Genomic DNA, 1,198 nt, shown 5'->3' with positions numbered 1-1,198 from the left:
AAGGGGCAACAGGGAACTTAACGCGTGTAAACCAGATCAAAGAGCTGGTTTCAGATGATTTTGTTCTGCTGAGCGGCGATGATGCGAGCGCGCTGGACTTCATGCAATTGGGCGGTCATGGGGTTATTTCCGTTACGACTAACGTCGCAGCGCGTGATATGGCCCAGATGTGCAAACTGGCAGCAGAAGGGCATTTTGCCGAGGCACGCGTTATTAATCAGCGTCTGATGCCATTACACAACAAACTATTTGTCGAACCCAATCCAATCCCGGTGAAATGGGCATGTAAGGAACTGGGTCTTGTGGCGACCGATACGCTGCGCCTGCCAATGACACCAATCACCGACAGTGGTCGTGAGACGGTCAGAGCGGCGCTTAAGCATGCCGGTTTGCTGTAAAGTTTAGGGAGATTTGATGGCTTACTAACCCTTCTCACCTCGGCCGATAAGCTTTTAATTAAACTAGTGAATTCTCATGTTTGACAGCTTATCATCGATAAGCTTTAATGCGGTAGTTTATCACAGTTAAATTGCTAACGCAGTCAGGCACCGTGTATGAAATCTAACAATGCGCTCATCGTCATCCTCGGCACCGTCACCCTGGATGCTGTAGGCATAGGCTTGGTTATGCCGGTACTGCCGGGCCTCTTGCGGGATATCGTCCATTCCGACAGCATCGCCAGTCACTATGGCGTGCTGCTAGCGCTATATGCGTTGATGCAATTTCTATGCGCACCCGTTCTCGGAGCACTGTCCGACCGCTTTGGCCGCCGCCCAGTCCTGCTCGCTTCGCTACTTGGAGCCACTATCGACTACGCGATCATGGCGACCACACCCGTCCTGTGGATCCTCTACGCCGGACGCATCGTGGCCGGCATCACCGGCGCCACAGGTGCGGTTGCTGGCGCCTATATCGCCGACATCACCGATGGGGAAGATCGGGCTCGCCACTTCGGGCTCATGAGCGCTTGTTTCGGCGTGGGTATGGTGGCAGGCCCCGTGGCCGGGGGACTGTTGGGCGCCATCTCCTTGCATGCACCATTCCTTGCGGCGGCGGTGCTCAACGGCCTCAACCTACTACTGGGCTGCTTCCTAATGCAGGAGTCGCATAAGGGAGAGCGTCGACCGATGCCCTTGAGAGCCTTCAACCCAGTCAGCTCCTTCCGGTGGGCGCGGGGCATGACTATCGTCGCCGCACT

At 55.7% G+C, this 1,198-nt stretch carries 2 protein-coding genes; both read left to right on the top strand.

The genetic code is table 11. From position 1 onward, the window contains the following. Positions 1 to 398: dihydrodipicolinate synthase family protein (locus DDE13_RS22425; protein ID WP_222626193.1), on the top strand; the 398-nt coding region annotated here is incomplete at its 5' end. A gap of 156 nt (positions 399 to 554) precedes the next feature. Beyond that, positions 555 to 1,198 (top strand): MFS transporter (locus tag DDE13_RS22420; protein ID WP_162631201.1); only part of this gene is annotated, 644 nt, incomplete at its 3' end.

Origin of the sequence: Meridianimarinicoccus zhengii, from assembly GCF_003254465.1 — a bacterium.
Lineage (GTDB): Bacteria > Pseudomonadota > Alphaproteobacteria > Rhodobacterales > Rhodobacteraceae > Meridianimarinicoccus > Meridianimarinicoccus zhengii.
The sequence above is the reverse complement of the archived record's forward strand: the minus strand, read 5'-3'. Positions and strand labels throughout refer to the sequence as shown.